Genomic DNA, 26,635 nt, shown 5'->3' with positions numbered 1-26,635 from the left:
ACTAGGGCGTCAGGCCTGCACGACTTCGCCGTCCGCCTCGCATATGCTCGTCAGTCACACGCGCGGCGTCCACCGCATCCCGACCCGGCACTCGTGACGATCGCGAAGCGCCCCTCAAGCGGGTGAGACGGGCTGTTCATACACTGAGTTGTACTTCTTGAAAACCGAAATATTTTTGCAGCGGGGGCTTGCGCCGTCGGGCAACTCAGTGATCGGCGATCTGCAAAGCGGTCGCTTGATTTAAAGACCGTTTGGTCTATATATATATGGAATGAGCAACCGAATCTCAGTGCCGTTGCCCCGCGGTCGCCCGCGGAGTTTCGATGCGGAAGCCGCTATCGAACGCGCGATGGGTGTGTTCTGGTCGCGTGGCTATCATGCCACAGCGCTGCCAGACCTCCTTCGTGCGACGAAGCTCTCGCGTGGCAGCCTTTATGCTGCTTTCGGTGACAAGCACTCGCTCTTCCTGCGCGCGCTCGATCGTTACATTGCCGATGCCGTGACACGGATGGATATCGAGCTAGACCCTCGCAAGGACCCGGTGGACGGCCTGCGGGCCTACCTTGCTGGATATGTTGACCGCGCGGGCGGCGCCCACGGTCGGCGCGGATGTCTGGTGATTGCCACGACCATGGAACTGGCCGGGCGTGACGCTGACGTTAATCGTCGCATTGCGAGCTTTTTCAGAGCCATGGAAGCGCGGGTGGCGGATGCGCTTTCCCGTGCGAAGGCGGCGGGCAAGTTAGCCGACGGTGTCGACCCTGCAAATGCTGCCCGCATTCTCGTCTGTTTCGTTGAGGGGCTGCGAGTGATCAGCAAGACGGCACCGACGGGAGCCATAACCCAAGCCGCGGCCGACGCTCTGCTCGATCGTTTCATCAGGTAAGCAAATCCGGGACCGTCCTCGCGATCGGCGTGCCGATATCTGGACTGATCGGTCTTTAAAGGAGAATGTCATGTCCGCGATCCAGATTGTTTGCGCGGTGGCCGTTCCTTTGCTCTGGGGTTATCAGTTCGTGGTCATCAAAGTGGGCGTTGCGGAGTTTCCGCCGTTCTTTTTCCTTGCGCTGCGTTTCCTGGCCACCGCGCTCCTGCTTATTCCGTTCGTCAAAAAGCCCACGCGTGAACAGTTGCGTCCTATCGCAGCTATCTCGCTTTTTCTTGGCGGACTGAACTTCGGGCTCTTCTACGTTGGCCTTGGGCTCGGCTCGGGAAGCATGACGGCTGTCGCATATCTACTCTCCACGCCCTTCACAGTCCTGGTGGCCTGGCCGCTGCTGGCGGAAAGGCCGTCTCTCACGACCGTCTCCGGTGTGGTGCTTGCATTCGCCGGCGTCCTCGTGTTGAGGGCGGACCCCGGCCTGTCGTCAAACGGGCTACCACTTCTGCTGGTGGTCGGAGCTGCCTTCGCGTTCGCGGTCTCCAACGTCTTGACGAAACGGTACGGCCCTTTTGACCCGTTGATGTTGATGGGTTGGTCGTCGCTGTTCACAGTGCCGCAGGTGGTGTTGATGTCGTTGCTCCTGGAATATGGACAACTGGCGAGCCTCGTTGCTGCGGATGAACGTGGCTGGCTGGCGCTCGCCTACACGATTTTCATCGGAGGAATTGTTGGATTTGGCCTTTGGTTCTGGCTGATCGCTCGCTGCTCCATGGGGCGCGTCGCCCCCTTCGGTCTGCTGCTGCCGGTGTTCGCCTTGATGTCGAGCGCATTATTCCTTGGCGAGCCGATGACCCCGAAGTTGATTATTGGTGCGCTGCTGGCGATCTCGGGTGTTGCCGTGACACAGTTCAGACCGAGCGCTCGACCAGTTTGAATCCGAAGGCTGCGTCGTAGCGGATTCCCGCTGGGCTGAGGTGCTGAAAAATGGATGCGTCGCGCCGAGGCGACCGCAGCGGGCCTCGCGAGATTATACGCGCAGGCTCTGGCCGCGAGCGCGCCAGTGACGCTTGCTGATGTGAGCTGCCGTCGATGCGGTCTCCTAGTGCAGCGACCGGCCGCTCAATCGTAACGGATGTTCTTCGACGGCCGGCGTGCCGCAGGCATCCCCAGCACGACGAGGCAGAGCGCGATCATCGCCAGTCCGATGAATTCAAAGGCAAACGCGTCCACGGCTCATTCTCCCCTTTGGAAACATTTAGACTTGTTGGGGGAGCGTTGACGACTTGTTAAACCTTATGGTTACCGCACGAGGGTGCGAGGCATGGTGGAAGGTGAGTTAATGCTCACGACATGCCGCGCTTCCCGCAATCTGGCGCAGCATCCATCGAAGGCGCTTGCGTGCGCCTCCGATGGAAGCCCGTTCGCAACGGGATCCTCGTTGCGCGATCACGCCGCCAGGGCGTCCTGATTGATCTCGCCTTTGGCCAGCTTCGTCAGCAGCGCGTCGGTTTGGCGTTCCTCGTCGAGGCTGTCGTGCAGCAAGCGCTGGTCGTCGCGCAGGTCAAGCTGGCCCGCGAGCGCCGCCGCGCTGCCATAGGCCGCGATCTCGTAATGCTCGAGCTTCTGCGCGGACGCGATCAGGGCGGCATCGCGCAGATTGTCGTCGGGCAATATCGAGACCATCTTGGCGGTCTCGCCGATCAATGCCTGCATGGCCTGGTCGGTGTGCAGGCCAGGATCGGCGCCATGCATCTTCAGCAGCGATTTCAGCCGCTCGCCCTGCACGATGGTTTCGCGCGCATGGTTGCCAAACGCATCCTTCAGCGAGGGATGCGACGCAACCTCCGCCATGCGCGGCAGGGCGGCGGCGAGCTGGCTCTCGGCGCTGACCAGTTCCTGGAGCTCGGCGATGTACATGTCCTTGAAGGTCGTCATCTTCATGCTGGGCACCTCTCTCGTCTCCACACACACAGGCGCGAGAGCGTCAGCTCGACGCGCCGTTCGCTGGATCAGAATCTATCGCTCGATCGTGCCGGTCCGCCGGATCTTCTTCTGCAACAGCATGATGCCGTACAGCAGCGCCTCCGCGGTGGGCGGACAGCCTGGCACGTAGATGTCCACCGGGACGATGCGGTCGCAGCCGCGCACGACCGAGTAGGAATAGTGATAGTAGCCGCCGCCATTGGCGCAGGAGCCCATCGAGATCACGTAGCGCGGCTCCGGCATCTGGTCATAGACCCGGCGCAGGGCGGGGGCCATCTTGTTGCATAGCGTTCCAGAGACGATCATGACGTCCGATTGGCGCGGCGAGGCGCGCGGTGCCGCGCCGAAGCGTTCCACGTCATAGCGCGGCATCGACACCTGCATCTGCTCGATCGCACAACAGGCAAGTCCGAATGTCATCCACATCAGGGATCCCGAGCGGGCCCAGGTCACGAGATCGTCGAGCGGGGCGACGAAAAAACCGCGGTCACCGAGCTCGTTGCTCCGCTCGTCGAACCAGGTCCGGCTCAACGTCATCGTCATTGCGGTTCCTCCATTCTCACGCGGTGTGACCGCCGGAACCGGAATCGATCGGCGTCTTCTTCGCCCGTTGCGGCGTCATCTTCGCCGGGTCGGGTTGCCCGGGCACGCCGCGCGGCCCGAGCTCCTGCCGCTGCAGGTCGTCCTCCGAGAAGGCGGGCTCGATACCGTTTGGATTGCTGCGCTCGATCGCGGCTTTGCGGCTCTGATCGCGCTCGTTCATCCTGGCTCTCCGTCATCGAGGCGGAACGAGACCTCGCGGCCACGCGTCCCGCGATGTCCGGCCAACGATTAGCGCTGGAAATCGTTGCTAAAAATTCGAGGCGGCGGTGCTGACGGCGCCGATGCCCGCTGCTCCGGTGAAACTCATGCCACGAGCTTCGGCAGAGCTGCCGCCAGCGCGTCCACCGCGAGGCGAACCTTCAGCGGCAGCCGGGGCGTCGGCAGCCAGAGTGCGTGGCAATCGTAAGGAAACTCCGGCTGATCCCGCAGCACGGTGACGAGCGCGCCGCTCTGCAGGCGCTGGCGGACCAGCCATGAGGGCAGCCAGGCGAGGCCCATGCCCTTGGTTGCCGCGTCCGCGATCGCTTCGAGGTCGTCGAGCCGCAACCTGCCGGCCGGCCAGATCTCAAGCGGCGGCTGACCGTCGCGCGGGAACAGCCACGGGCGCACGCGTCCCGATCGGCGATAAATGATGGCGTGATGCTGCGCGATCTCCTCGAGCGCGCGCGGCTTGCCGTGTGCCCGCAGATAGGCACGCGAGGCGCAGATCACCATGCGCTGGCGGGCGATGCGCCGCGCGATCACGCCCGACTGAGGGTTGAGATCGCCGGTCCTGATCGCAAGATCGTAACCGCCCTCGACGAGATCGGCGATCGGATCGCCGAACGAGAGGTCGAGCTCGAGCGCCGGATATTTCCGCGCCAGATCGAGCAGCGTGGGGACGACGCAGTGCCGGCCGAGCAGCGCCGGCATCGTGACCCGGAGCCGGCCGCGCGGCTCCGACGACTGCCCGGAGGCGTGCGCGTCGGCGGCATCAGCCTCGGCCAGCACGACGCGGCAACGCTCGTAATAAGCCTGCCCGGCATCGGTCAGGCTCTGACGCCGCGTGGTGCGGTTGAGCAGGCGGACGCCGAGCCGCTCCTCGAGGAAGCGCACATGCTTTCCGACCATCGGCGCCGACATTTCGAGCGCGTCGGCGGCGGCCGCGAACGAGCCGAGATCGACGGCCCTGACGAACACGGCCATGCTGGCGAGGCGGTCCAATTCGAAACTCCTGCTTTCGACTGTCTGGTCGGTGAGGTCATTTATCCGTTCGGTTTCGCCGGGCATAGCGTCATTCAATTCAATTGTTTTGGAGTTGCGCTATGGCTCGCGTCGTTCGCTTTCACCGGCATGGTGGTCCCGAGGTGCTGCGGATCGACGAGGTCCAGGTCGCACCGCCCGGGCGCGGCGAGGTTCGGATCCGGGTCAAGGCCCTCGGGCTCAATCGGGCAGAGGCCTTGCTGCGCGCGGGGAATTACATCGAGACGGCGACGTTGCCGTCCGGGCTGGGGCTGGAGGCCGCCGGCCTCGTCGAGGCGATCGGCGACGATGTCAGCGGTTTCGCGCTCGGCGACGCCGTCAGCATCGTGCCGCCGATCTCGATGGTGCGATGGCCGGCCTATGGCGAGCTGGTGACGTACCCGGCCGAACTGGTCGTAAAAATTCCGCCCGGGCTTGGCTTCGAGGAGGCGGCCGCGACCTGGATGCAATACCTCACGGCCTATGGTGCGCTCGTCGACGTTGCCCGGCTCGGGAGAGGGGAGTTCGTCGTCATCACGGCGGCCTCGAGCAGCGTCGGACTTGCCGCGATCCAGATCGCCAACCGGATCGGCGCGGTCCCAATCGCGGTCACGCGGACATCGGCGAAGTCACCGGCGCTGCGCGAGGCCGGCGCCGCGCATGTCATCGCCTCGGCGGACGAGGACCTGCAAATCCGCTTGGAGCAGATCGCGGGGCCGAACGGCGTTCGCGTGGTGCTCGATGCGGTGGGCGGCCCGGCCTTCGTGCCGCTGACATCAGCGATGGCGCCGGGCGGCATCCTGATCGAGTATGGCGGGCTTAGCCCGGAGCCGACGCCGTTTCCGCTCGCGAGCGTGCTGAGCAAGACCCTGACGCTGCGTGGCTACCTCGTGCACGAGATCGTCCGCGATCCGGCCCGGCTTGCGGCGGCGAAGACGTTCATCCTTGACGGGCTCGCGGCCGGTGCGTTGAAGCCGGTGATCGCCAGGACGTTTCGGTTCGACGAGATTGTGGAAGCGCACCGCTTCCTGGAATCGAGCGCGCAGTTCGGGAAGATCGTGGTGACGGTATGAGAGTTGAGTAGGATGGTTTCGCTTCGCTCTACCCAACTCTACAACTCGCAATGACGGTGCCGAGAGAATTCACGTCCCGCAGAATGTCTGCGTCACGCGCTGCTCGGGCAGCGGCGGGTCGGCATACGCGGCATAGTGCGGCTGATCCTGATACGGCTTCGCCAGCACCGTCAGCAGCTCCTCGAACGGTGCATAGTCGTCCCGGTTGACCGCGGCGGCGATCGCCGCCTCGATGCGGTGGTTGCGCGGGATGAAGGCGGGATTGGCCGCGTGCATCGCGGCCTTGCGCTCGGCCGCAGACTGCGGCTCCAGCGCGAGGCGCTGCCGCCAGCGGCCGGCCCATTCGTCGAAGGCGGCGGGATCGGTGAACTGCGCACGGACGTCGGCGGCCTCATCGGCTGCGGCCTCGCCGAGCTGGCGGAAGGTCAGCGTGAAGTCAGCCTCGTTCTTCGCCATGGCGTCGAGCAGGTCCTGGATCAGCGCCTCGTCGCCGTCGCGCGCGGTGAACAGGCCGACCTTGCGGCGCAGGCCGGAATTATAGGCCGCCGTGAATGCTTGCGGAAATTCGCCGAGGATCTCCTGCGCCTGCTCGATCGCTTTCTCCTGATCGTCGGAAAACAGTTTCAACAGGCACTCTGCGAGCCGCGTCAGGTTCCATAGCGCGATGCGCGGCTGGTTGGCGTAGGCGTAGCGGCCCATCTCGTCGATCGAGGAGAACACCTGCGCCGGGTTGTAGGCGTCGAGGAAGGCGCAGGGGCCGTAGTCGATGGTCTCGCCCGAGATCGAGGTGTTGTCGGTGTTCATCACGCCGTGGATGAAGCCGACCAGAAGCCAGCGCGCGATCAGGTCGGCCTGCCGCGCCACGACGCCGGCGAGCAGGGCGTGATAGGGACGCTCGGCGCTCGTCAGCTCCGGATAGTGCCTGGCGATGACGTGGTCAGCGAGCGCGCGCACGCCGTCGGTGTCGCCGCGGGCGGCGAAGAACTGGAAGGTGCCGACGCGGATATGGCTCGACGCGATGCGGGTCAGCACCGCGCCCGGCAGCGCGGTCTCGCGCATCACGGGCTCGCCGGTGACGACAGCGGCGAGCGAGCGGGTGGTCGGGATGCCCAGAGCGAACATTGCCTCGCTGACGATGTATTCACGCAAGACCGGACCAAGCGCGGCGCGGCCGTCACCGCGGCGGGAGAACGGGGTGGGGCCACTTCCCTTGAGCTGGATGTCGCGGCGGACGCCGTCCCGGTCGACGACCTCACCGAGTAGGATGGCGCGGCCGTCGCCGAGCTGCGGCACGAAGGTCCCGAACTGGTGACCGGCATAGGCCATGGCGATCGGGTCCGCGCCGTCGGGCAGACGCTTGCCGGCGAGGATTTCGGTGCCCTCGGGCGTCGAGAGCAGGTCCGGGTCCAGCCCGAGTTGGAGGGCCAGCGGCCGGTTCAGCTTGATCAGCCGAGGGCTTGCCACCGGGGTCGGCGCGACGCGGGCGAAAAAGTTCGCCGGCAGCGCCGAATAGGTGTTCTGGAATGGGAAATGGACGGTCATATCCAAAAGATAGGCCAGCGGGGCCAATAGGCAAACCACCTGCCGCCCGGCGCGGTCAAAATGTGCGGTTTCGGCCCGAAACCGGGCGTTCCCTTGGTTGCCGCACCCGGCCGGCTCAGGTAAACCCTGCGCAACTTCGGCACCGGCCCTGACGGCCCCGCCGATTCGTTTCCTCCGACATCAGTTTTTGGGACTAAGATGCATCGCTACCGGTCACACACATGCGGCGCGCTCCGAGAGGGCGATATCGACCAGACGGTCCGGCTCTCCGGCTGGGTGCACCGGGTCCGCGACCATGGTGGTGTGCTGTTCGTCGACCTGCGCGACCATTACGGTATCACCCAGTGCGTGGCCGACCCGGACTCGCCGGCATTCGCCGAGGTCGAGAAGTTCCGCTCGGAGTGGGTGGTTCGGATCGACGGCAAGGTGCGCCGCCGCCCCGCGGGGACCGACAATCCTGAACTGCCGACCGGCATGGTCGAGGTCTACATCAAGGAGATCGAGGTGCTGGGCCCCGCGGCCGAGCTGCCGCTGCCAGTGTTCGGCGAGCAGGAATATCCTGAGGACATAAGGCTTAAGTACCGATTCCTCGACCTGCGTCGCGAGAAGCTGCATCAGAATATCATGACCCGCGGCGCGATCGTCGATTCCATGCGCAGGCGGATGAAGGAGCAGGGGTTCTTCGAATTCCAGACCCCGATCCTGACTGCGTCGTCGCCGGAAGGCGCGCGCGACTTCCTGGTGCCCTCGCGCATCCATCCCGGCAAGTTCTACGCGCTGCCGCAGGCGCCGCAGCAGTACAAGCAGCTCCTGATGATGTCGGGCTTCGACCGCTATTTCCAGATCGCGCCGTGCTTCCGCGACGAGGACCCGCGCGCCGACCGCCTGCCGGGCGAGTTCTACCAGCTCGACGTCGAGATGAGCTTCGTCACCCAGGACGACGTATTCGCTGCGATGGAGCCTGTGATCACCGGCGTGTTCGAGGATTTTGCCAAGGGCAAGCCGGTGACCAAGAACTGGCCGCGCATCCCGTTCGCCGAGGCGGTGCGCAAATACGGCTCCGACAAGCCCGACCTGCGCAACAGGATCATCATGCAGGAGGTCTCCGAGCACTTCCGCGGCTCTGGCTTCAAGGTGTTCGCGCGGATGCTGGAGGACCCGAAGAACCAGGTCTGGGCGATCCCCGGCGTGGGCGGCGGCTCGCGCGCGTTCTGCGACCGCATGAACTCGTGGGCGCAGGGCGAAGGCCAGCCCGGCCTCGGCTACATCATGTGGCGCGAGGGCGGCGAGGGCGCCGGCCCGCTTGCCAACAACATCGGCCCGGAACGTACGGCGGCAATCCGCGACCAGCTCGGCCTGAAGGAAGGTGATGCGGCGTTCTTCGTCGCTGGTGACCCGGAGAAGTTCTGGAAGTTCGCCGGCCTTGCGCGCACCAAGCTCGGCGAGGAGCTGAACCAGATCGACAAGGACCGCTTCGAGCTCGCCTGGATCGTCGACTTCCCGATGTACGAGTATGACGAGGAGAACAAGAAGATCGACTTCTCGCACAACCCGTTCTCGATGCCGCAGGGCGGGCTCGACGCGCTGAAGACGCAGGATCCGCTAACCATCAAGGCGTTCCAGTACGACATCGCCTGCAACGGCTACGAGATCGCCTCCGGCGGCATCCGCAACCACAAGCCGGAAGCGATGGTGAAGGCGTTCGAGATCGCGGGTTATGGCGAGCAGGAAGTGATCGACCGCTTCGGCGGCATGTACCGTGCCTTCCAGTACGGTGCGCCGCCGCATGGCGGCATGGCGGCGGGCCTCGACCGTATCGTGATGCTGTTGTGCGGCACCACGAACCTGCGCGAGATCTCGCTGTTCCCGATGAACCAGCAGGCCATGGACCTCTTGATGGGCGCGCCCTCGGAAGCAACACCGAAGCAGTTGCGGGAGCTTCACATCCGGACCAATCTGCCGCAGAAATAATCGGCGCATACCCGGATTACGCGGGCCGTTCGGAGCATGCCGCGACCATCGTGACGGGATGACGCTTCCCAGGAAACGTCATCCCGCTTTTGCCTTAAGTCTTACGTCCGGCCATCGAATTTCAGTGCGGGGCCGAGGGGGGAGTGCATGTCGTCATCGTCTGAAGAACTCCACAACGCGGCGCTCGCCTATCACCGCCTGCCGCGGCCGGGCAAACTCGAAATTCAGGCGATCAAGCCGCTCGCCAACCAGCGCGACCTGGCGCTGGCCTATTCGCCCGGCGTCGCCGCTGCCTGCACCGAGATCGCCACCAACCCGGCCGAGGCCGCCACGTTGACCGCCCGCGCCAATCTGGTGGCGGTGGTGTCGAACGGCACCGCGGTGCTCGGCCTCGGCAATATCGGGCCGCTGGCCTCGAAGCCGGTGATGGAAGGCAAGGCGGTGCTGTTCAAGAAGTTCGCCGGCATCGACGTGTTCGACATCGAGATCAAGGCCGACACGATCGAGCGCGTGGTCGAAACGGTCGCGGCGCTGGAGCCGACCTTCGGCGGCATCAATCTGGAGGACATCCGCGGCCCGGAGTGTTTCGAGATCGAGGCGCAGCTCAAGGAGCGCATGAAGATCCCGGTGTTCCACGACGACCAGCATGGCACCGCGATCATCGTCGCGGCCGCGATCGTCAACGGGCTGCTGCTCAACGGCAAGAAGCTTCCTGACGTGAAGATCGTCTGCTCGGGCGCAGGCGCGGCCGCGATCGCAACCCTCAATTTGCTGGTGTCGATGGGCGCGCAGCGCAAGAACATCTGGGTCTGCGACATCGACGGCGTCGTCTATGAGGGCCGCAACACCACGATGGACCGCTGGAAGGCGGTCTATACGCAGAACACCAGCGCGCGGGTGCTGGCGGACGTCATTCCCGGCGCCGACATCTTCATCGGCCTGTCCGCACCGGGCGTGCTCAAGCCCGAGATGGTCAAGCAGATGGCGGACCAGCCGCTGGTGATGGCGCTCGCCAATCCGGTGCCGGAGATCATGCCGGACGAGGCGCGCCAGGCGCGGCCCGACGCGATGATCTGCACCGGACGGTCGGACTTCCCGAACCAGGTCAACAATGTCCTGTGCTTCCCGTTCATCTTCCGCGGTGCGCTCGATGTCGGCGCCACCGCGATCAACGAGGCGATGAAGCACGCCGCGGTCGATGCGATCGCGCAGCTCGCGCGCGATCCGCCGTCGGACGCCGTGGCCCATGGCTTCGAGAGCACCGAGACCCAGGGGTTCGGTCCGGGCTCGCTGATCCCGAGCCCGTTCGATCCGCGCCTGATCCTGCGCATCGCGCCGGCGGTGGCCAAGGCCGCGATCGAATCCGGCGTTGCCACCCGGCCGATCAAGAACTTCGATGAGTACTGCGCCGAGCTGCAGCGCTATGCATTCCGTTCCGGCATCACCATGAAGCCGGTGTTCGCCAAGGCGAAGACCCAGCCGGTGCGCGTGATCTACGCCGAAGGCGAGGACGAGCGCGTGCTGCGCGCCACCCAGGTGGTGCTCGAGGAGAAGCTGGCGCGGCCGATCCTGGTCGGACGTCCGTCGGTGGTGGAGACCCGGATCAAGCGCTTCGGCCTCGCGATCAAGGCCGGCCGCGATTTCGACCTGATCAATCCCGAGGACGATCCGCGTTACCGCTCCTATGTGCAGTCCTATATCGATGTCGCCGGCCGGCGCGGCGTCACGCCGGATGCGGCACGCACGGTGGTCCGCACCAACAACACGGTCATCGCGGCGCTCGCGGTATCGCGCGGCGAGGCCGATGCGATGCTGTGCGGGGTCGAGGGCCGCTTCATGAGCCATCTGCGCCATGTCCGCGAAATCATCGGCTTCCTGCCGGGGATCAGCGACTACGCGGCGCTGTCGCTGATGATCACGACCAAGGGCGCCTATTTCCTCGCCGACACCCAGGTGCGGCCGAATCCCAGCGCCGAGGAACTCGCCGAGGTGGCGTCACTGGCGGCGGTCCACGCTCAGCGCTTCGCCTTCAAGCCCAAGGTCGCTTTCGTGTCGCATTCCGACTTCGGCAGTTATGATACGGACTCGGCGCGCAAGATGCGCCGCGCCACTCAGCTTCTCAAGGACAGGCATCCGGAGATCGAAGCCGACGGCGAGATGCAGGCCGATACCGCGCTCTCGGAGATCGCGCGCAAGGCCGTGCTGCCGCAGTCGCGGCTGGAGGGTGAGGCCAACATCCTGATCATGCCGACGCTGGACGCCGCCAACATCGCCTATCAGACCATCAAGGTGCTGGGAAATGCCTTGCCGGTCGGCCCGATCCTGATCGGACCGGCGCGGCCGGCTCACATCCTCACCCCCGGCGTGACGGCGCGCGGCGTGCTCAACATGACGGCGGTTGCCGCGGTTGAGGCCCAGGAGCGCGCCGGCCGCGCGCAGCCGACGCTGTTCGGCTAAGGGGAGGAGACGGGGCGGATTCGATTTGATCGAAGCAGGCGGAGCGACCATAATCGCTTCGCCTGCTCCGTCCGACTCCCGCCATCCGTGAGGCCGACCCATGCCAGCATTCATCGTCTTCGGGCGATTCCTGTTCGCCGTCCTGTTCATCTATTCGGGGGCGACCAAGCTGCTCGGCATCCAGGCCACGGCGGACATGCTGACGGCCAAGGTGACCATCCCCGCCGTCATCGCGCCCTATACCGAGCAAATCGAGAGCTTCGCCGCGATGCCGTTCATGCAGCTCCTGGCGATCACGATCGGCTCATTCGAGATCCTCGCCGGCCTGATGATCGCGCTGAACCTGCTGGCGCGGTTCTTCGCGATCCTGTTGATCATCTTCATGTGCTTCTCGACATTCTATCTGCACGATTTCTGGAATCAGCCGGCGCCCGATAACGCCAAGACGTTGATCGATGCGCTGAAGGACCTCTCGTTGATCGGCGCGCTGTTCATCATCGCCGGCTACGGTCGCGGTCCCCGCAGGAACGACCCGACCTACGGAGAGGTGTAGCGCCGGGCGAAGCGAGCCTGTCGGACATCTGATCCGGAGATCAATCGACCGTGCGCGGCGGTGCGATCTCACGCATCCAGCGGGAGATCGTGCCGCTGTCCGGCGCGTCCGGGTTGGGTCGCATGCGTGCGCCGCGCAGGGCCGCCTCGCGTGCTGCGCGCGGCGTGATGCCGTAGGTCGCCTTGAAGGAGCGCGTGAAGTGCGCGTCGGTGCCGAGTTGCCAGCGCCGCGCGACCTCGCTGATCCTGAGGCCGCGGGCAGTGGAACCAGCGAGGTCGAAGAACGCGCGATGGAGGCGCCGGCTGCGGATGTACTCGGCAATGCCGCCGACCGGGCTGAACTGCCGGTAGAGCGAGGCCCGGGACAGGCCGAAATGCACCGCGATCGAATTGGCCGATAGATCGTCATCGCCGAGCCTCGCCTCGATGTGCTGGCGAATCCGTATCAGCGATGTGCTCGCCGCCATGCTGTGGTCTGCATGGCGACGCTCCAGTTCGTTGCGGAGGCAAGCGACCATCAGCGCGATCGTGCCTTCGACCACCGACTGGCATTCGTCGAGCGTCATGCGCGGAGCAAATTCGAACAGCGCGGTGAGGTGACCGGCCAGGAGGCGAGCGAGCACACCGCTGCCCGGCAGCACAAGGCCATGCAGATCCTCCACCTGGATGAGATGGCTGCCGAACAGCGGGCGCGGCATGACGAGCGTGAGGTTCTCGAAAGGCGTCGCCCTGGTTTCGAGAGTCTGCGCGAGGTCGAACAGACAGATGTCGCCGGCGCGGACGCGGACCGGCACATCGCTGGCGATGCCGTCAAAGCCGCCTCTCGCATACAGTTGCAGGATGATGTGATCGACGCCGCTCCGCGCGATGGTTTCGGTGGTGCGCCGGAACCGCTGGCCGCTGGCGCGGCTGAGCCCGATCAGCACGGGCCCCATTGCATAGGAGCAGAGGTCAGCTCGAAACGGCTCCGGCTCGCCACGCGCCAGTTCGTCGACGTCGAACAGCGTCGCGACAGCCTCGCGCCAGGCCGCAATGTTCGCCTCGGCATCCATCTGTTCGGCTGCAAAACCGAATGTCGGGAGCAGGGACGATACGCGCGCAGTGTCGCCCACCAGTCCGGACGTTTCGCTCCGGCCGCTTGTCGTGAGGTCGTCGGTCATTGGTGGCTGACGTTCAATTCTCCTGGACGGCACAATCGGCGCCATCGCGCCGGCTCGTCTACGGCCCGTATTTTTGTCTCAATCGATTGACGAATTGTCTCCGACCGCCCGGGTCCCTGGGTATAGGTCGATATTGTTAGAGGGAGAAGTGGCCGCGGCTCATCGGCCGGGCGGTACGGACGGCTACGTGTCGTCCCGAGGATGCTTGCGACGGCGGAGATCTCCCGCAGGGCCGGACGCCATTTTGCGTTTTTGTCTCAGTCTATTGATCCGGTGTGTCTTGATCGTCAGCTCGGCTTGACGATGAGCCCTCCACCCCGGCTATAGCTCCGCACGCGTCGAACACCGACGCGCAGGGGCAACGCGGCGGCTAAATCAGCCGATGCGCGGGCCGCGGTGTTGGGGACCGCCGTCGGGGCCGATTGCCGGCTTTCGGCGCATAGGCGAGCCGGCTTTGCGCTGGCCGGCGGCGGGACCATTAAGTGGGATGATCTGGCTTTTTAGCGCACCGTTGTACGTCGATCGAAGCAGCGCCCAGGATCTCAAGCAGCCCGTCGCCAGGGCGTGACGCTGACGTCGTGCGCGGCGTCGATCAGTTGCGGTTCGTCGGCGTGGAGGCCGTGGGCGGCCAGCACCTGTTGCGGCGAGCGGGCAGGGACGCCGGGAAAGCAGGGCTCGCCGTCGGGGATGTGCACGCGCGGTGCGACCGATAGCCAGAACGTGTCGTAGCGATCCATGAACATGCCGAACACGCCGGGACCGCCGATGATCGCGGCCAAGCCTGACTTGACGCCGGCAGCGCGGCATGCCGCCTCGAACGAACAGCCGGCGGGATTCCACAGCAGCGCCCTAGGATTGGACGGGTCGGGCGCGGTCGCCTGCACCTTGTGGGTCAGGATGAGGCGGCGTCGCTGCGGCGAGTTCGGCTGCTCCTCCTGGGAGTTGCGGCCGTGCACGACGAGGTCAGCGCGGTCGAGGGCTGCGGTGAAGAACCGCTTGTCGCCCTCGATCTTGAGGTCGTCGGGCATCACGTTATGTGCGTTCGCCAGCCGGCCGTCGGCGGAGACGATGACAAAGCCCTCGATACGCAACGTCGGCACAGAAATCGTCGCCGATGCCGTTTTACTGATTGACCGTGGTGACAACGCTGTTCACCGGCCGCGAGCTCACGGTCGGCAGCTTGACGTCCTTGGCGAGCTCTTGCTCGTATTGCGGCAGCACCGTCACCGGGAATTTGGCGCGCATCGCGACCACCTTGTAGCCGCCAGCCTTCAACTGCTGCAGCAGCGTCGGCAACGCCTCGGCGGTGTGCTTCTGGAAGTCGTGCAGCAGGATGATGCCCTTGCCAAGCTTGCCGAGCTTCTTCATCACGTTGTCGATCACCTGCTGCGGGTTCTTTGACTTGAAGTCGAAGGAGTCGAGGTCGCAGGAGAAGATCGCGATGTTGCGGGTGCCGAGATAGGTCACCATCTCCGGCGGATGCTGCAGGGCCGGGAAGCGGAAGAACGGCGCGGGCGAAGTCTCGAGCGCCCATTTGACCGCGGCGAAGCCGCGCTCGATCTCATCCTTCCTCTGGTCCTCGTTCAGCTTCTTGTTGTTCAAATTGGCATGCGACCAGGTGTGCGCGCCGATGGTATGGCCCGCCGCATAGACCTGCCTGAGGATTTCCGGATGGTAGGTCGCGTGCTTTCCGATCGGGAAGAAGATGCCCGTGGTGCATTCGTCCGCGAGTGCCTTTAGCACCGCCGGCGTGTTGACCGGCCACGGCCCGTCGTCGAAGGTCAGCACCACTTCGTGATCGCGCAGGAAGTCGAGCTGCTTGAAATGCTCGAAGCCGAAACCCGGGCCGCCGGTTGTATCGATCTCGACGGTACGGCCGACGCCAAGGGCGTTCGGATTGGTGCAGGCGGCGCGGGCCGGCTGGGGCGGTTGCTGCGGCGGCACAGGCGCCGGCGCGGCGGCTGGAGCAGGGGCCGGTGCGGGCGCTGCCGCCTGTGGTGCCGGCGCTGGCGCCGCTCCGCTTTTGGCTGGTGGAGTCTGCGACCAAGCCGCGCTCGACGCGAGCAGCGACACCGTCCCTGCGAAAATCAGACCTGCCGCAATGCGCATGGCGTGTTCCTTATTGGTCCCGCTCCCGGCGCTGGCATTGAGCCGTCGCCGGGTCGCTTCCACCCCTAACCCAATAATACCCTAGTTGGATCGAGACCGCCAAGACAACGGAGGTAGCGGTCTTGTGACCAAATCCGCATTTGGCGAGTTAATTCGGGGGATTACCGGCGCAATCAGGCTGTCGCCAACGTCCGCGCGATCGCGGTCTTGACCCTTGTGTCCTCGGGTACGACCGACTCAGGGAAGACGTCGGCGATGTAGCCGTCGCGTCCGATCAGGTATTTGTGGAAGTTCCAGCGCGGCACGTCCTTGGGGCGGACCTCCGCCGCCCATCGGTAGAAGGGATGCGCGTTCGCGCCCTTCACCACCGCTTTGGCCGAGATCGGGAAGGTGACACCGTATTGGTGCTGCGCCGTCTCGGCGATCTCGGTCGGACCGCCCGGCTCCTGGCCACCGAAATCATTGGAGGGAACGCCGATGACGACGAAACCGCGATCGCGGAATTCGGTCCATAACTGCTGCAGCCCCACGTATTGCGGCGTGAAGCCACAGAGCGAGGCCGTGTTCACGATCATCATGGGATGACCGGTGTAATCGGCGAGGCGGATATCGCCGCCGGCGAGCGCCGGGAAGGAGAAGGCGTAGGCGGTGACCGGGCTCATTGCGGGCGCCTGCGCGTGCAGCGCGCGCGGGCCCGCTGCTACGGCCAGTCCCGCCACGATCAGTGTCCTGCGGTCGATCAAGATCATGTCCCAGACGGATTTGTGCCGAAGCATAATCCAGAGCGCAGAGAGGAGCCTTCAAGAAGCCGTTATGGCTAAAACTCGTCGGGACGTCACGCCGGTCCGAACCCGCAATGACAGAGGCGCTTCCAAGTTCACGTTTCAAACAGCGCGGTGTCATCACCCGCGCATGCGGGTGATCCAGTATTCCAGAGAAGCTGGTGCTTGAACCGAGAGGCCGCGGCGTACTGGATGGCCCGCCGGAGCCTGTCATCGGGCGCGCGTTTGCGCGACCCGGTGGCGGGCCATGACGACTGAGAGAATGTGCGTCCGCAAACCGTCACATTCTGCCAGGGAGAGGGGCTGTGATCAGCGCAGCGGTACGATGAAGTCGGTGCCTTCGCCGGTCTCGCCCTGGTTCACGCCGAGGTCAGAGACGATGATCGATCCGCCGGTGCCGAGCGCTTCGTTGATCCGCGCCATTGCGTCGGCGGGAATCGTGATGCGGTCGAGCGCTTCCGCCGGGCTATCCGGCAGCGGCTTTGCTTCGACCGCTGCAGCGCCGGCCATTTTGCGGTGGTACGAGGCGCGATCCTGTGCCTCGACGCGTGCGGCGTTGCGCGTCGAGACCGGCAGCGAGATCACCGACCAGCGCAGCACGTTGGGATCCTTCTTGTCGGCCTCCGCCGTGAAGACATGCGTGCCCAGCGGGCGGTCGCTCGGCGCGATCGTCACCGGCACATCGAACAGCGGCGCAAAATTCTGCCGCACATAGAGCTTGGAATCCTTGCGGCTGATGAAGACCGCGATCTGGCCGCCGCGCTTGGGCACGTCAAGGTTTGCGAGGCCCGGCAGCCGCGCCGGATCCTTCTTCGCGTCGGGTGTGTCTGCTGTTGCGGCCGGCTCGTCAGTCGCCGTTGCTGCACCAGCGACCGGTGCGCCGTTGCCCGTGGCATCGACCTTGGGCGCGTCGGCGCCGGCGAGCCTGGTCTTGGCGCCAGCGCTCTGCGCAGCAGTATTGGCTTCGGCTTTCACATGGTCGTTTGCGGAGACCTCGGTCTTCGTTCCTTCCCCAACCGAGGTTTCACCGACGGTGTCATCGTCAGAAACGACGGCGGCCCGCGATGCCGGCGTCAAGCCGCTGTTCGTGGCCGCATTGGCCTCGTGTCCGGCCGTCTTGCCGGGCTTGTCGATCATCGAGAACGGCGCATCGGACATCGTCACTGATGCGCTTGCCGACGGCGTGGTGCCGCTGGCATCGGCGGTGTGGGTGTTGTCGCGCAGCGAATCTGGCTGGTCGGCATGACCAACGGTCGACCGTAGTTCGAGGCTGGTCTGCGGCTTGTCCGCCCTCTTGTCGCTCTTCACGCCGAGTGGCGCATCCTGCTTCAGGAGATCGTCGGCGACCGGCTGCTGCGGCGTCACCTTCTGCGCCACGAGCAGCGGGTGCGAGAAATTCTCGGGCGTGATGGTGCCCGGCGTAACGACCACGCGCGCGCCCATCCGCGTCCAGTTGTACATCTTGACCGCGAACGCCGTCGGCATGCGGATGCAGCCGTGCGAGGCCGGATAACCGGGCAGCACGCCGGCATGCATGGCGATGCCCGACCAGGTGATGCGCTGCATATACGGCATCGGCGCGCCGCTATAGATGTTGGAGCGGTGGTATTTCTGCTTCTGAATGACGCTGAAGACGCCCATCGGGGTCGAGTGCCCCTTCATGCCCGTCGACACGGGGCTCTCCGCGTACAGACCGTTGGCGTCGTAGATGCGCACCTTCTGCTGCTCGATCGAGATCGCGATGATCAGCGGACCTTGCGGTTTGGCGGCGGTCTCCTTGCTCGCGACGACGTCTTTTTTAGTCGGATTGCGCCGCACCTTCGGCCGGTGCGGCATGGGCATCGGCTCAGGGTCGCCGTAATAGGCGCTGTCGGGTCCGTTCCAATAGTAGACCGTTGCGTCGGCTTGAGTGGAGGCGCCGACGGTACCGGCCGCGGTCAGGATCGCAAATTGCCAAAAGCGCCCATTGGCAAGATCAAGCATTGTAGGCCGACGTCCGCTCTCGCGCATTTTCCGAATCCAGTCCAAGCTAGCTATTGGTTGTCGCAAACGTGGAATGCGTTCACCAGCGCAAGCGATCAAACCTTTCCTGGCCCCCAGCTTTTCGGGGAAAGCGTAACAAAAAAGCCTCACATAAGGTTAAAGCGCTCCTGCGATCACCAATCTGTCACTGCCTTTCCGGGTGGCCGTTCCGCACTGCATCCGCGGCTACCCATCGGCAGAGACCTACGGAGACCTACGACGTTGAGAAGTGTGAACCTGTGTGACATCCGCGCCCTGCGCCGCTGGGGCTGCGCGTTGCTGCTTTTCGCGGTCGCGTCGGGACAGCTTGGTCCTGCGGCAGCGGCTGACGAGCCGGACCTGATCTTTCGCCGCTCGACTGTGTTCAAATGGGTAAGTCCTAACGACAAGCTGGCCACCTATGGCGTCGACGACCCCGAGGTCGAGGGTGTGGCCTGTCACTTCACGGTGCCGGAGAGGGGAGGCTTCAAGGGCTGGCTTGGTCTCGCCGAAGAAGTGTCCGACATCTCGCTGGCTTGCCGGCAGATCGGGCCGATCCGCTTCAAGAATAGAATGAGCCAGGGTGCCGATATGTTCCGCCAACACCGGTCGATGTTCTTCAAGAAGATGCAGATCGTGCGCGGCTGTGACGCCAAGCGCAATGTGCTGGTCTACATGGTGTACTCGGACAAGTTGATCGAAGGCTCGCCGAAGAACTCGACCTCGACGGTGCCGATCATGCCGTGGGGCGTCGGTGAGACCGAAGTTCAGAAGTGCGGTGAGTTTATTCAGTAGTCAGTGCAAAGACTTGAGCTGAAGATCTAAGGTGACGAGTGATCTAGCGATTGGTCTGCCCGAACTGCTTCGCGCGCGACTCGAAGCGTGATCGTTCGGGTCGAATCTTCGGGTCGCGGCAGCCGACGAGCTGGACCAGCTTTTGCGGCGCGCATTCATGGTCGCCCATTACGTGAGCGCCTTGCTGCGGCATCGCCGCTGCCATCTGCTGCTGCTGACCCGCAGCGCGGGCCCGGGACTCAATGCCGACGCCCATGTTGCCATTGCCCACGGCTGACATCCTTGTGGGAGATTGGGATGGCGGCAACGTGCCACCGCGAAGATGGTTGCGCGGTCCATGTATGAGTCGGGAGAGCCGCGACCCGGTTCACCGTCGGCTTCTGCGACGCGGCCGCCGGTCTCAGCGGGGGGGGGAGTGGAGAGTTAAGGGAGAGAGAGCTGTAGGTCGCCGAGCGCTTAGCCCGCCATCACGGCACGACGATGGTCAATGAACACTACTGAAAACATTGGTCTTTTTTGGCGATTGTTTCGTCGGGTGGCGACCGACGAAACAATTCTCTGGCGCGACGAAACCATTTTGCGCTTGTGCCGCAGAACTCCGGAAACGCGAGTTGGTTATCAAGCCGCCAACAAGCGGCGCGGACGACGAGCGCTGGAGCGGAGACAGTCAAATGCGGACCATCAGCGTCATCCTCGCTTTCGCATTCGTGATAGCGGGTCTGTCCGTAGCGGGGTCCGCGGACGGCAGTCGGCCCGGCATCGGTACCTTCTCCTACAACGGCTCGCCTATCGCTGTTGCCCCGATGGTGATGGCAGCCAACTGACCGCGACAAAGCAAACGAGAAAATTGCCGGAAAAGGCTTCGCATGTTGCTCCGAATTTGTTCCGCGGCGATGTTGGCAACGCTGGTCGTGGCCTCGTCCGCACACGCGCAGTCGCAGCTCCCGCTGGAGTCGATGCAGATCCGCTCACTGTTCAAGATGCCCGAGCCGCGCGATGAATTCGTGCGGCAGTGCGTGCCTCACATGGCGGGACGCTGGGCGCATCCCGAAGCCGTGTGCGGCTGCCTGCACGATCACGCCGTGGCGACGATCGAGGATAGCGACCTGCGTCAGGCCGTGCTGCGCGGCATCAGCGAGACCGGTGTGCCGACGATCGAGAACGACTGGCTGCCGGCGTCGAAGCAGTCCGAGATCGGTCCGACCTTCACCAAGATCGCCAAGCCGACGCTGCAATGCATGTTCGAGCCGCAGGCCGCGAACTGAGTAGCGCGTTTCCGGGACGGTGATGAGAAAGCAGGCGACGAAGAAGCCTGCTTCGACGCCTTACTTCCGCGCGAGGCGCGGCACGCAGGTGCGGGTGCGCACCACGCCAGTTTCCTTCAACTGCGCTCCCGTGACTTGCTTGATCTGCCCGGACGGGCACGATCCATCATCGACCAGCACGCGCTGACCGACCCGCAAATCCGCGATGTCCTGCTCGCGCGAGACGGTCTGCGCCGAGGCAGGAACTGCCATCGCAACCAGCACGATGACGGCGACCATCGCGCCAAGTCCGATATGGCGCATCGCGATCTCCTTTACTTGTTCTGATCTTCAGGCCATCGGGCCGAGATCGAATGAGCTTAGTCAGCCGGTCGCGATTCTCAAAGGGCGCCGCGGCTTCGCCGGCGCGCTCCGGTTGTCGCGCAGCGCCGCGAGCGTCGCCTGCGCCAATTGCTCCGCCGAGGCGACGAGCTGCGGAATCGGATGACCGGAGAATCCGAGCACGAATCCGGGTAATGGCCGCGCGCGATGATAGGTCTCCGCAAGCAGCCAGCCGCCGACGCAGGCGGCCGCCTTCGCCTCGGCTGCGATACGCGGATCGGTCGACGGAGCGAGCCGCGCCACCAGATGCAGGCCCTGCGACGGCACGGGAACCGTGAGTTCACCTTCGGAGGCGACGGCGAGCGTCGAGGCCAGGATGTCGCGCGCCTCGTGGTAGAGCTTGCGCGCCTTGCGCAGATTGGCGGCGAACGCGCCCGAGTTCAGCATGTCCGCAACCGCACCTTCCAGCAGCGTGCCCGGAAAGCGGTCGAGCGCGGCGCGTGCCGCCGTCACCGGGCCGATCAGTTGCTCGGGGAGGGCGCAGTAGCCGATGCGCAATCCGGGAAACAGCGACTTGGCGAAGGTGCCCATGTAGATCACCCGGCGCAAATGATCGATGCCTGCGAGCGACAACAGCGGCGCGCCGTCATAGCGGAACTCGCTGTCGTAGTCGTCCTCGAACACGAACGCATCGGCGTCCTTGGCCCAGTCGAGCAACTCGAGCCGGCGCGGCATCGACATCTGCACGCCGAGCGGAAACTGATGTGACGGCGTGACATAGGCGGCGCGCGCTCGAGGCGCTGACATCCGCCCCTTGCCGACAACCATGCCCGACGCGTCGACCGGCACCGACACCGGACGATAGCCGCAATGCTCGATCGCACGCCGCGCCGCCGGGTAGCCGGGATCCTCGCACCAGACTTTGTCGCCGGTCTTGAGGATTGCGCTCAGCACAATGCGCAGCGCGTGCAGTGTGCCCGACGCTAGCATGATCTGGTCGGGGTCGCAGCGCAGCCCGCGCGTCGACAGCAGATGGTCTGATATCGCCGCGCGCAGTTCACGATTGCCTCGGGGGTCGCCGTAGTGGAGGTGCTCCGGTCCGAAGGCACGCAGCCGGCGGCCGGCGAAGGCGCGGAAGCGCTGCAGCGCGCGCTCGTCGATATGCGTGCAGCCGAGCGACAGCGCGCTGTGCTGAGGCGGCTCGATCGCGATCTTCGCTTTTCGCGGCGGGGAGACCTGTGCCGGAATGCGCGCGGCCACGAAAGTGCCGGAGCCGACGGTCGCGACCGCAAAGCCGTCGGCGATCAGCCGCTCATAGGCCGTGGTGACGGCGTTGCGGCGGAAGCCGGTCTGCTTCGCCAACGTGCGCGATGGCGGCAGCGGTTCACCCGGCTTGACGATGCCGCCGACGATGGCGTGGCACAGCGCCTGATAGAGCCGCTGCTGCGAGGCCGCGCCTTGCGTCACATGGGGGCCCGCGAGGTCCAGCGGCAGCTCGGTCCGGGGCGGCGAGGGCTTCGGCGAATTGGTCGGAATTTTTCGCATGGAATTGGCACTATCGCAGACCAAATGGGCCGCTACAACTGCCGTCAGATTCCAAATTTTCGCGAGGCATTGCCGTGACCGAAGGCGCATCCACTCCGTCCTACCCGCTGTCGTCCCGCAACCGGGTGAAGCGCCGCCACGATCGCGGCTTCTATGATCATGCGACCGTGCACCGGATCCTGGACGCCTCGATGCTGTGCCACGTGTCCTATGTGATCGACGGCCAGCCCTATTGCACGCCGACTTTCTTCTGGCGCGAGGGCACCAGGCTCTACTGGCACGGCTCGAGCGCGAGCCGGATGCTGGAGCACCAGGCGGAAGGGCAGAAGGTCTGCTTGACGGTCGCGCATCTCGAGAGCCTCGTGCTAGCGCGCTGCGGCTTCAACCATTCGGCCGACTATCGCGCGGTGATGGCGTTCGGTACTGCCTATCTCGTCACCGACCCGGAAGAGAAGCAGCGCGCGATCGTCGCGATGGTCGACCGCTTCTTTCCTGGTCGCACCGCGACCTTGAGGCCGAGCAGCACGCAGGAGATCAAGGCGACCTCGTTCATTGCAATGGAGATCGAGGAGGCATCGGCCAAGGTTCGCGCCAAGGGCGTCGCCGACGACGATGACGATTACGAATTGCCGATCTATGCCGAGCGCATCCCGGTGCGCACCGTGCTCGGTGCGCCCGAGCCGTGCCCGCGGCTGCTCGACGGCGTGACGCGGCCTGCGACGCTCGACGGCTATTCAGAAGGCCGTCTGCTCGAGGATGCATTGCGGGATGCCTATTTTGCGGAATACCCGGCCGGCTGAAATCGGGTTACGGTGGCGCTCCCGCCTTTCCAATATCCCCGATGGAGCTGCTGCATGACTGCCGATACGCGACAACGAGTCCTCGATGCCGTTGACGAAGGGTTCGATGAGCAGCTCGCGACGACCGAGGATTTCGTGTCGATCCCTTCGACGCGCGGCGCCGAGGGCCCATGCCAGGACATGATCGGCGATCTCCTGCGCGAGCGTGGCTATGAGGTCGACGACTGGCACATCAATCTCGACGATCTCAGGGATCTGCGCGGATTCGGCCCGATCGAGCATGATTTCTCCAAGGCACGCACCGTGGTCGGCACCTACCGTCCGGCTACCAATGCCGGCAAATCGCTGATCCTGCAGGGGCACTGCGACGTGGTGCCGACCGGTCCGCTCGATATGTGGGAGACGCCGCCGTTTTCGCCGGTCATCAAGGACGGCAAGATGTACGGCCGCGGCGCCTGCGACATGAAGTCGGGCACGATCGCCGCGCTCTATGCGCTGGATGCGATCGCCAAGGCCGGGCTCAAGCCGACGGCGCGGATTCACTTCCAGTCCGTGATCGAGGAGGAGAGCACCGGCGTCGGCGCACTCTCGACCCTGCAGCGCGGCTATCGCGCCGATGCCTGCTTCATCCCGGAGCCGACCAGCGGCAAGATGATCCGCTCGCAGGTCGGCGTGATCTGGTTTCGCCTGAAGGTGCGTGGCTTCCCGGTGCACGTGTTCGAGGCCGGCGCGGGCTCGAACGCGATCATGGCGGCGTATCATCTGGTCCACGCATTGGAGAAACTCGAGATCGCCTGGAACGAGCGCGCCAAGGCCGATCGCCACTTCAAGGACGTCAATCATCCGATCAACTTCAATCCGGGGATCATCAAGGGCGGCGACTGGGCCTCCAGCGTTCCGGCCTGGTGCGACGTGGATTGCCGGATCGCGGTGCTGCCGGGCTGGTCGATATCAGAGTGCCAAAAGGAGATCCTCGCCTGCGTCGCCGCCGCGGCGCGCGACCACCGCTTCCTCTCCAACAATCCGCCGCAGGTCGAATGGTCGGGATTTCTGTCGGAAGGCTACGAGCTGACCAATTCCGCAGCGCCGGAGGCTGCTTTCGCGAGGGCGTATCAGGCCGTCTACGGCGGCGCGGTGGAAGATCGTGCCTTCACCGCGCTGACGGACACGCGCTTCTACGGGCTGAACTACAACATCCCGAGCCTTTGCTTCGGCGCCAGCGGCGCGGCGATGCACGGCTTCAACGAATATGTCGACCTGGAGTCGCTGCGGAAGACCACCAAGGCCATCGCGCTGTTCGTCACGGAATGGTGCGGGGTGGAGAAAGCGTGATTGCGTTGATCGCGTAGGGTGGGCAAAGGCGCGGACGCGCCGTGCCCACCCATCGACGTCGTGCTCGTGATGGTGGGCACGCTTGCGCTTTGCCCACCTACGCGTTCGTCGACCACAACGCCTTGACGATCGCGTCCAGTCCGTCCGTCAGCGCCGCCGGTCCCGGCTGCAAAATGATCGTCGACTTGATCTCGACGATGCGACCATTGCGCACCGCCGGGATGTCGCCCCAGCCGGGTCGTTTGCGGATGCGGTCGGGCACGACCTTCTTGCCGCACCACGACGCCAGGATCACGTCGGGCATCGCCTCGCGCACGGAGTCCGGCGCGACGATGCGCTCGCGCGCCGCCTTGTGCGCGCGCAGATGCGGCAGCACGTCCGCCCCGCCGGCAATCTCGACCAGCTCGGACACCCAGCCGATGCCGCTGATCAGCGGATCGTCCCATTCCTCGAAATAGACCTTCGGCCGCGGAGCGGGGCGCGGCCTTGCCGCGATCGCAGCAAGCCGCCGCGCGAGATCGGTCGCGAGCTGCTCGGCGCGGTCGGCGGCGCCGACCATCGCGCCCAGGCTGCGGATCATCGCAAGGATGCCGGCGAGGTCACGCTGGTTGAAGACGTGGACCGCGACGCCGGCGCGGATGAGCTCCGCGACGATGTCGGCCTGCAGGTCGGAGAAGGCGAGCACGAGATCGGGCGCGAGCGCCAGGATCTTCGGAATGTCGGCGGAGATGAAGGCCGAGACGCGCGGCTTCTCGCGGCGGACCTGCGGTGGCCGCACCGCATAGCCGGAGACGCCGACGATCCGGTCCTGCTCGCCGAGCAGGTACAGCGTCTCGACCGTCTCTTCGGTCAGGCAAACGATCCGGCGGGGAGGGAAGTCGCGCATTGCTTAAGGCTAGGCAGACTCGCCCGCGATTGTCACTGCGGCCGTGACGTCATCTGCTCCATTACCTCCGACGTCATTGCCGGACTCGGCCCGGCAATCCATCATGCCGGGAACTCCTTGCGAGCAACGATGGATACGCGGGCCCCGCGTATGACGCCCAGAGAAAAAACCGGAGGACTTGATGACCCTGCTCGAAAAGATCCAGTCAATGAAGATGCCGTTCGCGGAACTGAAGGGCGTCACCTTCACCGAGGCCGACAAGGATCGCGTGGTCGCCAGGATGGTCGTGCGTCCGGAGCTCTGCACCCTCAATCACACCATCCATGGCGGCGCGGTGATGGCATTTGCGGACTCGGTCGGTGCGGCGGCAACCGTGATCAACCTGCCCGAGGACGCCAAGGGTACTACGACGCTCGAGAGCAAGACCAATTTCATCGGCGGTGCCGAGGAGGGGGCCACCGTGATTGCCACGGCAACGCCGGTTCACCGGGGACGGCGGACGCAGGTCTGGCAGACCCGGCTCGAGACCGAGGATGGCAAGCTGGTGGCTGTTGTCACACAGACGCAGATGGTATTATGATAAGGATTTGGCGGATATTCCGGAACGAATTCAAAGGTGTGTCAATTAAGTGAATCCAGCGACTTGAATTATATGGTGCGTCGCACAATATAGGACCTGCTAGGGACTCAACGCCTCCTCGAGGGCCACCAAGAGGAGTTATGAAATGAACGATGATTCGATCAGCTCGGCGCTGGCCAAAGGCACCGTAGGAACGCTGAGCCAGCAGGAGGAGCTGCCTCTGCTGCGCGATCATCTCCTGAGACTGGATCGAACCAGCCGTCATGATCGCTTTCATGGCTTCATCGACGACAATTTCATCCGTCGGTACGCCGAGCGGTGTGCCAACGATGGCACCGTCATCATCGCCTATTTCGAGGATGGCGTCGTGCGCGGAGCAGCCGAATTGCATCCGCCGGAGCAGTCACCGGACGCCCAGCCCGAGATCGCCTTCAGCGTCGAGCGGTCGATGCGCCGCAAGGGTGTCGGCAGCATCCTGTTTCGCAAGCTGATCGCGGAAGCCCACGCCAAGGGTTACACCAATTTGCGCATCACCACCGGCGCACAGAACGACGCCATGCGGGCGCTCGCCACCAAGTTCGGTGCGCAGCTCACCTTCCGCCACGGCGAATCCACCGGCAGCATCGACCTCAGCGAACACGGCCAGGCCGAGCCGGTGCCTACACCTGCGATGGTGACCCCGGTCGAGGCCGCGCGCGCGATCGTCGACATGAACCGCGCCTATTGGCGGATGGTGATGCAGATGTCCGGTTGGGGCCGGGCGGCCTGAGCACG

Annotated in this window: 25 protein-coding genes and 1 pseudogene; 12 read left to right on the top strand and 14 right to left on the bottom strand. The window is 64.8% G+C overall.

The genetic code is table 11. From position 1 onward, the window contains the following. The first annotated feature begins 349 nt into the window (after positions 1–349). Positions 350–886: a TetR/AcrR family transcriptional regulator gene (locus P6U25_RS20540; RefSeq protein ID WP_407146575.1), complete on the top strand. Its 537-nt coding sequence runs from the start codon at positions 350–352 to the stop codon at positions 884–886. Positions 887–956: 70 nt separating this feature from the next. Next, positions 957–1,817 carry a DMT family transporter gene (locus P6U25_RS20535; RefSeq protein ID WP_407146574.1) on the top strand — a complete coding sequence of 287 codons (861 nt, stop codon included), beginning with the start codon at positions 957–959 and terminating at the stop codon, positions 1,815–1,817. Positions 1,818–2,329: 512 nt separating this feature from the next. On the opposite strand, the gene P6U25_RS20530 is transcribed toward P6U25_RS20535, so the two are convergent. From P6U25_RS20530 to P6U25_RS20515, 4 genes and pseudogenes are all read right to left on the bottom strand, one after another. Next, entirely contained in the window at positions 2,330–2,824 is a 495-nt protein-coding gene (locus tag P6U25_RS20530; RefSeq protein ID WP_407146573.1) for a ferritin-like domain-containing protein, read from the bottom strand. 75 nt (positions 2,825–2,899) lie between these two features. Further along, positions 2,900–3,376 (bottom strand): annotated as a pseudogene (locus tag P6U25_RS20525) (NuoB/complex I 20 kDa subunit family protein); the annotation flags it as partial. A 49-nt stretch (positions 3,377–3,425) separates the two neighbouring features. Continuing rightward, the gene (locus tag P6U25_RS20520) at positions 3,426–3,629 is read right to left on the bottom strand and encodes a hypothetical protein (protein ID WP_407146572.1); all 204 of its coding nucleotides are present in this window, start codon (positions 3,627–3,629) and stop codon (positions 3,426–3,428) included. A 143-nt stretch (positions 3,630–3,772) separates the two neighbouring features. Continuing rightward, positions 3,773–4,672 carry a LysR family transcriptional regulator gene (locus P6U25_RS20515; protein ID WP_407146571.1) on the bottom strand — a complete coding sequence of 300 codons (900 nt, stop codon included), beginning with the start codon at positions 4,670–4,672 and terminating at the stop codon, positions 3,773–3,775. Between the two features lie 101 nt (positions 4,673–4,773). Between P6U25_RS20515 and P6U25_RS20510 the strand changes: the two genes are divergently transcribed. Next, the gene (locus P6U25_RS20510; protein WP_407146570.1) at positions 4,774–5,763 is read left to right on the top strand and encodes a zinc-dependent alcohol dehydrogenase family protein; all 990 of its coding nucleotides are present in this window, start codon (positions 4,774–4,776) and stop codon (positions 5,761–5,763) included. A 69-nt stretch (positions 5,764–5,832) separates the two neighbouring features. Here the strand turns inward: P6U25_RS20510 and P6U25_RS20505 are convergent, their stop codons facing one another. Continuing rightward, positions 5,833–7,305, bottom strand: coding sequence for a protein adenylyltransferase SelO (locus P6U25_RS20505; RefSeq protein WP_407146569.1), 1,473 nt, complete (start codon positions 7,303–7,305; stop codon positions 5,833–5,835). Between the two features lie 198 nt (positions 7,306–7,503). Between P6U25_RS20505 and aspS the strand changes: the two genes are divergently transcribed. The 3 genes from aspS to P6U25_RS20490 all read left to right on the top strand — a co-directional run bounded on the left by aspS (position 7,504) and on the right by P6U25_RS20490 (position 12,286). Further along, positions 7,504–9,276, top strand: coding sequence for an aspartate--tRNA ligase (gene aspS, locus P6U25_RS20500; protein WP_407146568.1), 1,773 nt, complete (start codon positions 7,504–7,506; stop codon positions 9,274–9,276). Between the two features lie 147 nt (positions 9,277–9,423). Further along, positions 9,424–11,733 (top strand): NADP-dependent malic enzyme, encoded by a 2,310-nt coding sequence (locus P6U25_RS20495; protein WP_407146567.1) that lies wholly within the window; start codon positions 9,424–9,426, stop codon positions 11,731–11,733. 100 nt (positions 11,734–11,833) lie between these two features. Further along, the gene (locus P6U25_RS20490; protein ID WP_407146566.1) at positions 11,834–12,286 is read left to right on the top strand and encodes a DoxX family protein; all 453 of its coding nucleotides are present in this window, start codon (positions 11,834–11,836) and stop codon (positions 12,284–12,286) included. A 40-nt stretch (positions 12,287–12,326) separates the two neighbouring features. Here the strand turns inward: P6U25_RS20490 and P6U25_RS20485 are convergent, their stop codons facing one another. The 5 genes from P6U25_RS20485 to P6U25_RS20465 form a co-directional block, all read right to left on the bottom strand. Next, on the bottom strand, positions 12,327–13,445 hold the full coding sequence (locus tag P6U25_RS20485; protein WP_407146565.1) for a helix-turn-helix domain-containing protein: 1,119 nt from the start codon (positions 13,443–13,445) through the stop codon (positions 12,327–12,329). Positions 13,446–13,987: 542 nt separating this feature from the next. Continuing rightward, the gene (locus P6U25_RS20480) at positions 13,988–14,545 is read right to left on the bottom strand and encodes a dihydrofolate reductase (RefSeq protein ID WP_407146564.1); all 558 of its coding nucleotides are present in this window, start codon (positions 14,543–14,545) and stop codon (positions 13,988–13,990) included. A 22-nt stretch (positions 14,546–14,567) separates the two neighbouring features. Beyond that, the gene (locus P6U25_RS20475) at positions 14,568–15,554 is read right to left on the bottom strand and encodes a polysaccharide deacetylase family protein (protein ID WP_407146563.1); all 987 of its coding nucleotides are present in this window, start codon (positions 15,552–15,554) and stop codon (positions 14,568–14,570) included. Between the two features lie 173 nt (positions 15,555–15,727). After that, positions 15,728–16,297 (bottom strand): glutathione peroxidase, encoded by a 570-nt coding sequence (locus P6U25_RS20470; RefSeq protein ID WP_407146562.1) that lies wholly within the window; start codon positions 16,295–16,297, stop codon positions 15,728–15,730. 348 nt (positions 16,298–16,645) lie between these two features. Further along, the gene (locus P6U25_RS20465) at positions 16,646–18,319 is read right to left on the bottom strand and encodes a L,D-transpeptidase family protein (RefSeq protein ID WP_407146561.1); all 1,674 of its coding nucleotides are present in this window, start codon (positions 18,317–18,319) and stop codon (positions 16,646–16,648) included. A gap of 270 nt (positions 18,320–18,589) precedes the next feature. Here P6U25_RS20465 and P6U25_RS20460 point away from each other — a divergent pair, with 270 nt between their 5' ends. Then, the gene (locus tag P6U25_RS20460) at positions 18,590–19,132 is read left to right on the top strand and encodes a CreA family protein (RefSeq protein ID WP_407152563.1); all 543 of its coding nucleotides are present in this window, start codon (positions 18,590–18,592) and stop codon (positions 19,130–19,132) included. Between the two features lie 43 nt (positions 19,133–19,175). On the opposite strand, the gene P6U25_RS20455 is transcribed toward P6U25_RS20460, so the two are convergent. Then, a complete protein-coding gene (locus P6U25_RS20455) occupies positions 19,176–19,412 on the bottom strand; it encodes a hypothetical protein (RefSeq protein WP_407146560.1) in 237 nt (78 codons plus the stop codon). Between the two features lie 586 nt (positions 19,413–19,998). Here P6U25_RS20455 and P6U25_RS20450 point away from each other — a divergent pair. Then, on the top strand, positions 19,999–20,397 hold the full coding sequence (locus P6U25_RS20450; RefSeq protein ID WP_407146559.1) for a hypothetical protein: 399 nt from the start codon (positions 19,999–20,001) through the stop codon (positions 20,395–20,397). A 60-nt stretch (positions 20,398–20,457) separates the two neighbouring features. On the opposite strand, the gene P6U25_RS20445 is transcribed toward P6U25_RS20450, so the two are convergent. Both P6U25_RS20445 and P6U25_RS20440 read right to left on the bottom strand, forming a co-directional pair. After that, positions 20,458–20,700, bottom strand: coding sequence for a DUF6719 family protein (locus P6U25_RS20445; protein ID WP_407146558.1), 243 nt, complete (start codon positions 20,698–20,700; stop codon positions 20,458–20,460). Positions 20,701–20,760: 60 nt separating this feature from the next. Beyond that, positions 20,761–22,263 (bottom strand): PLP-dependent aminotransferase family protein, encoded by a 1,503-nt coding sequence (locus tag P6U25_RS20440; RefSeq protein ID WP_407146557.1) that lies wholly within the window; start codon positions 22,261–22,263, stop codon positions 20,761–20,763. 74 nt (positions 22,264–22,337) lie between these two features. Here P6U25_RS20440 and P6U25_RS20435 point away from each other — a divergent pair, with 74 nt between their 5' ends. Then, positions 22,338–23,063 (top strand): pyridoxamine 5'-phosphate oxidase family protein, encoded by a 726-nt coding sequence (locus tag P6U25_RS20435; protein WP_407146556.1) that lies wholly within the window; start codon positions 22,338–22,340, stop codon positions 23,061–23,063. 54 nt (positions 23,064–23,117) lie between these two features. Then, the gene (locus P6U25_RS20430; RefSeq protein WP_407146555.1) at positions 23,118–24,395 is read left to right on the top strand and encodes an ArgE/DapE family deacylase; all 1,278 of its coding nucleotides are present in this window, start codon (positions 23,118–23,120) and stop codon (positions 24,393–24,395) included. Between the two features lie 97 nt (positions 24,396–24,492). On the opposite strand, the gene P6U25_RS20425 is transcribed toward P6U25_RS20430, so the two are convergent. Continuing rightward, positions 24,493–25,281, bottom strand: coding sequence for a cobalamin-binding protein (locus P6U25_RS20425; protein ID WP_407146554.1), 789 nt, complete (start codon positions 25,279–25,281; stop codon positions 24,493–24,495). A 181-nt stretch (positions 25,282–25,462) separates the two neighbouring features. Between P6U25_RS20425 and P6U25_RS20420 the strand changes: the two genes are divergently transcribed. Continuing rightward, positions 25,463–25,861, top strand: a complete 399-nt coding sequence (locus P6U25_RS20420; RefSeq protein ID WP_407146553.1) for a PaaI family thioesterase — start codon at positions 25,463–25,465, stop codon at positions 25,859–25,861. Between the two features lie 145 nt (positions 25,862–26,006). After that, positions 26,007–26,630, top strand: a complete 624-nt coding sequence (locus P6U25_RS20415) for a GNAT family N-acetyltransferase (RefSeq protein ID WP_407146552.1) — start codon at positions 26,007–26,009, stop codon at positions 26,628–26,630. Positions 26,631–26,635 lie beyond the last annotated feature (5 nt).

Origin of the sequence: Bradyrhizobium sp. ORS 86 (assembly GCF_045571475.1) — a bacterium.
Taxonomy (GTDB): Bacteria; Pseudomonadota; Alphaproteobacteria; order Rhizobiales; family Xanthobacteraceae; genus Bradyrhizobium.
This window is presented reverse-complemented; position numbering and strand designations above follow the sequence as displayed.

What these genes read in the sequence shown, in the direction of transcription:
- P6U25_RS20425 (WP_407146554.1), bottom strand. Translation starts at nt 25,281, where the DNA reads ATGCGCGACTTCCCTCCCCGCCGGATCGTTTGCCTGACCGAAGAGACG.
- P6U25_RS20505 (WP_407146569.1), bottom strand. Translation starts at nt 7,305, where the DNA reads ATGACCGTCCATTTCCCATTCCAGAACACCTATTCGGCGCTGCCGGCG.
- P6U25_RS20520 (WP_407146572.1), bottom strand. Translation starts at nt 3,629, where the DNA reads ATGAACGAGCGCGATCAGAGCCGCAAAGCCGCGATCGAGCGCAGCAAT.
- aspS (WP_407146568.1), top strand. Translation starts at nt 7,504, where the DNA reads ATGCATCGCTACCGGTCACACACATGCGGCGCGCTCCGAGAGGGCGAT.
- P6U25_RS20430 (WP_407146555.1), top strand. Translation starts at nt 23,118, where the DNA reads ATGACTGCCGATACGCGACAACGAGTCCTCGATGCCGTTGACGAAGGG.
- P6U25_RS20420 (WP_407146553.1), top strand. Translation starts at nt 25,463, where the DNA reads ATGACCCTGCTCGAAAAGATCCAGTCAATGAAGATGCCGTTCGCGGAA.
- P6U25_RS20455 (WP_407146560.1), bottom strand. Translation starts at nt 19,412, where the DNA reads ATGTCAGCCGTGGGCAATGGCAACATGGGCGTCGGCATTGAGTCCCGG.
- P6U25_RS20450 (WP_407146559.1), top strand. Translation starts at nt 19,999, where the DNA reads ATGTTGCTCCGAATTTGTTCCGCGGCGATGTTGGCAACGCTGGTCGTG.
- P6U25_RS20440 (WP_407146557.1), bottom strand. Translation starts at nt 22,263, where the DNA reads ATGCGAAAAATTCCGACCAATTCGCCGAAGCCCTCGCCGCCCCGGACC.
- P6U25_RS20510 (WP_407146570.1), top strand. Translation starts at nt 4,774, where the DNA reads ATGGCTCGCGTCGTTCGCTTTCACCGGCATGGTGGTCCCGAGGTGCTG.
- P6U25_RS20475 (WP_407146563.1), bottom strand. Translation starts at nt 15,554, where the DNA reads ATGCGCATTGCGGCAGGTCTGATTTTCGCAGGGACGGTGTCGCTGCTC.
- P6U25_RS20530 (WP_407146573.1), bottom strand. Translation starts at nt 2,824, where the DNA reads ATGAAGATGACGACCTTCAAGGACATGTACATCGCCGAGCTCCAGGAA.
- P6U25_RS20465 (WP_407146561.1), bottom strand. Translation starts at nt 18,319, where the DNA reads ATGCTTGATCTTGCCAATGGGCGCTTTTGGCAATTTGCGATCCTGACC.
- P6U25_RS20445 (WP_407146558.1), bottom strand. Translation starts at nt 20,700, where the DNA reads ATGCGCCATATCGGACTTGGCGCGATGGTCGCCGTCATCGTGCTGGTT.
- P6U25_RS20415 (WP_407146552.1), top strand. Translation starts at nt 26,007, where the DNA reads ATGAACGATGATTCGATCAGCTCGGCGCTGGCCAAAGGCACCGTAGGA.
- P6U25_RS20490 (WP_407146566.1), top strand. Translation starts at nt 11,834, where the DNA reads ATGCCAGCATTCATCGTCTTCGGGCGATTCCTGTTCGCCGTCCTGTTC.
- P6U25_RS20485 (WP_407146565.1), bottom strand. Translation starts at nt 13,445, where the DNA reads ATGACCGACGACCTCACGACAAGCGGCCGGAGCGAAACGTCCGGACTG.
- P6U25_RS20495 (WP_407146567.1), top strand. Translation starts at nt 9,424, where the DNA reads ATGTCGTCATCGTCTGAAGAACTCCACAACGCGGCGCTCGCCTATCAC.
- P6U25_RS20535 (WP_407146574.1), top strand. Translation starts at nt 957, where the DNA reads ATGTCCGCGATCCAGATTGTTTGCGCGGTGGCCGTTCCTTTGCTCTGG.
- P6U25_RS20540 (WP_407146575.1), top strand. Translation starts at nt 350, where the DNA reads ATGGGTGTGTTCTGGTCGCGTGGCTATCATGCCACAGCGCTGCCAGAC.